The 3,273-nt window shown below is 33.3% G+C and carries 3 protein-coding genes; all 3 read left to right on the top strand.

Translation table 11 applies throughout. From position 1 onward, the window contains the following. Positions 1–1,013: hypothetical protein (locus QZ357_RS02115; RefSeq protein ID WP_290771274.1), on the top strand; the 1,013-nt coding region annotated here is incomplete at its 5' end. After that, complete coding sequence (gene tsaD / locus QZ357_RS02110; protein WP_290771272.1) at positions 1,006–2,010, top strand: tRNA (adenosine(37)-N6)-threonylcarbamoyltransferase complex transferase subunit TsaD; 1,005 nt, start codon at positions 1,006–1,008, stop codon at positions 2,008–2,010. The genes QZ357_RS02115 and tsaD, both read left to right, overlap by 8 nt. A 286-nt stretch (positions 2,011–2,296) precedes the next feature. Then, positions 2,297–3,273: alanine racemase (gene alr / locus QZ357_RS02105; protein ID WP_290771270.1), on the top strand; the 977-nt coding region annotated here is incomplete at its 3' end.

The following is a 3,273-nucleotide window of genomic DNA, read 5'->3' as shown; positions in this document are numbered from 1 at the left end:
TGTACGGAGATAAACTTATTACCGATGAGCGTACGGTTATTGACGGAGATGTGACGGCCTATACCGACGATATTCTTTTAAAAGGTAAAGTAGGCGGAGATGTTTTCATGGTAGGGGACAGTATAACTTTAAATGGAGATATACAAGGCGATGTCAGAGTGGGATGTAATGAACTTGTCTTAGGTAAAAATGTAAACATTAAAGGTTCTTTGATATACGAAAGTCCTAATCCTATTGTAAAGACGGATGAAAGCAATGTTTCAGGTGGGATTAAAAAAGGTGATTTGGGGCTTAATATTCCCGTATCTTACAATACGGATTCTCAGGGCTTGTTGTCAAGCTTCATGTCTTACTTTAGCACTTTAAATAAAATTTCCGTATTAATTATAGCCATAATTTTGTTTAAGTTGTTTCCTATAAGTGCATTGAAAATTGATTTGTTTACCAGAAGAAACGTATTTAAATGTTTAAGTATTGGTGCTATGACATCTTTATTTATAATACCTGTTGTTATTTTACTTTTAATAACAATAATAGGTATGCCTATGGCGATCCATGTCGGAAGTATTTATTATACTTTGACATATATAGCATTGATACCTACAGCTCTATATTTGGGAGGTCTATTTATTAAGGGACAGAATCTGTCATTTAAAATGCTTACGGGTATATTTATTATGCTTCTTTTGGAGTTTTTACCTTTTACGTTTATAAATTCAATAATAACTTTGATCTTTAATCTTATAGGTATAGGAAGTATAGTTATGTTGGTTTCGCTGTATCTTCGTTTTCAGCTCAAGAGAGAAAAGACCGAATATATTACTCTTATGAGTATAAACGACAGTAGAGACGATATTATAAGAACAAAACAGAAGTTTGAACAAATGAAAAACAGAAAATTTGAAGAAGCAATGAAAAGAAAACAGGAACAGGATGATATAGAAAAAGATAAAAAAACTGAAGAGAACGAAGAAGTTAAAACAACAGATAAAGAGGATAGTGAAGATGAGTAAACTTACTACTTTAGCTATTGAAACATCTTGTGACGAAACCAGCGTTGCGGTTGTTGAAAATGGCGTAAATGTTAAGTCAAATGCAATACATACCCAAATTGATATTCATAAAGTTTATGGCGGTGTTGTACCGGAGATAGCATCCAGAAATCACTTGATGAAAATATCGAGCGTTGTGGATAAGGCTCTTAAAGATGCGAATATGACTTTTGACGATATTGACTTTATAAGCGTTACAACGGGTCCCGGTTTGGTGGGTGCTTTGCTTATAGGGTTATCGTATGCAAAGGCATTGGCTTTTAGCTTAAATAAGGACTTAGTTGGGGTCAATCATATGGCAGGACATATAAGTGCGGGATTTATAATGGGTGCAAAGCCTCCTTTTATTTGCTTGACTGCCAGCGGAGGGCATACAAATATAACAAGAGTCGATGATTATACGGAATTTACTTTGCTTGGCTCTACTAAGGATGATGCTGCCGGAGAGGCTTTTGACAAAGTGGCAAGAAGTCTTGGGTTGTCATATCCCGGAGGTGTGCAAATAGATAAAAGAGCCCAATTAGGGAATGAGCATGCTATCAGCTTTCCCATGGCAATGAAAGGAAAGGATAATTTTGATTTCAGTTTCAGTGGACTAAAAAGTGCTGTTTTAAATTATTTGAATAGTAAGAAAATGAAAAATGAGGAAGTTGATATAAATGATGTTTGTGCAAGTTTTAACAGATGTGTTGTAGATACTATTGTGAATAAAACAATGCTTGCATTGAAAAAAGAAAATATGAAAACTCTTTGTGTCGGCGGTGGGGTTTTGTGCAATGATTTACTTAGAAGCGAACTGAAAAAAAAGTGCGAGGAAGAAAATATAGAACTTTATCTTCCGGATAAAGTTTATTGTACGGACAATGCTGCAATGATTGGTTCAGCTGGGTATTTTAATTATATAAACAATAAAAAAGACAACCTGATTTTAAATGCAAATCCTGACTTAAAATTATAAAAATCAATTAAAAAAAATGTGTATTTGTAATATAAATTATTCACATTATTGTGTGGATTTACAAAGGTTATTAACGAAAAATAGTATAAAAATGTTGATAATATTAAAGATAAAATAATTAAAATCCCATTAAATTAAGGAATTTTATTATAATAAATTGTGGAAAACTGTGGATAAGTATGTTGATATGTGTATAAATATGTCAAAAAAGTAACAAATTCATTATATATTGTATATATTTGTCGAAAAGTATTAAATCGGATGATTTTAGGGAGATATCAAGAAAATGGAAAAATACCAAACCAGTGTGAAGATTAATTTGGATAATTTAATAAATAATTACAGGAATATAAAAAAAAGAGTAAAAGGGAAAAAGGTGATTCCTGTAATCAAGGCTGACGCTTACGGACACGGTGCGGAAATATGCGCGCAAGCTTTAACCAGAGAAGGGGCGGATATGTTTGCCGTTTCAAGTGTGTACGAGGCAATGTGCCTAAGAGATTATGGTATAAAAGAAGATATATTAATCCTGGGTTATGTTCCTGACAGGAAGATACATAAGATAATAGAAAATAACATTACACCTGCGATTTATAATTTGGATTTTGCCAGAAAGCTCAATGAGGAAGCCACGCTTTTAAATAAAAAAATTAAAGTGCATATAAAAATCAATACAGGTATGAACAGACTTGGATTTAATGAAGAAGAAATAGACGAGGCTTTTGAGCAGATAAAGTCTTTTGATAATTTGATTACCGAAGGATTGTTTTCTCATTTTTCCACAAGTGATGAAGAAGACAAAACTTACAGCAAGAATCAATTTGAAATTTTTAAATATGCAATTCAAAAATCCGAAGAATATGGTTTGAATATTAAAATCAAGCATATAGCAAATTCCGCTGCCATCACGGATTTGGAAGAATATTCTCTCGATGCGGTTCGTGCGGGTATTGTGCTTTACGGTATTTACCCTTCGCAGGTTACTCCTAAGAACAATCCTTATAAACCTGTGATGACCTTTCATACAAGTATAAGTAACATATTTGATGTAAAGAAAGGAGCATCGATAGGTTACGGAAGAACATTTACCGCAGAAGAGGATATGAAGGTTGGAGTTATGTGTGCAGGGTATGCGGACGGTTATAACAGAAAGCTTTCAAACCGTGCAGAGGTTTTGGTGGATAATAAATATAAATGCAAGGTGATAGGTAATGTGTGTATGGACATGACTATGCTTGAAATTCCAAAGAATGCGGATATAAA

Source organism: Anaerofustis sp., from assembly GCF_019420015.1.
Lineage (GTDB): Bacteria > Bacillota > Clostridia > Eubacteriales > Anaerofustaceae > Anaerofustis.
Note: the sequence above shows the minus strand (reverse complement) of the source record. Positions and strands in the feature narration are given on the sequence as shown.

Coding starts and splice junctions, on each gene's coding strand:
- tsaD (WP_290771272.1), top strand. CDS start 1,006: ATGAGTAAACTTACTACTTTAGCTATTGAAACATCTTGTGACGAAACC.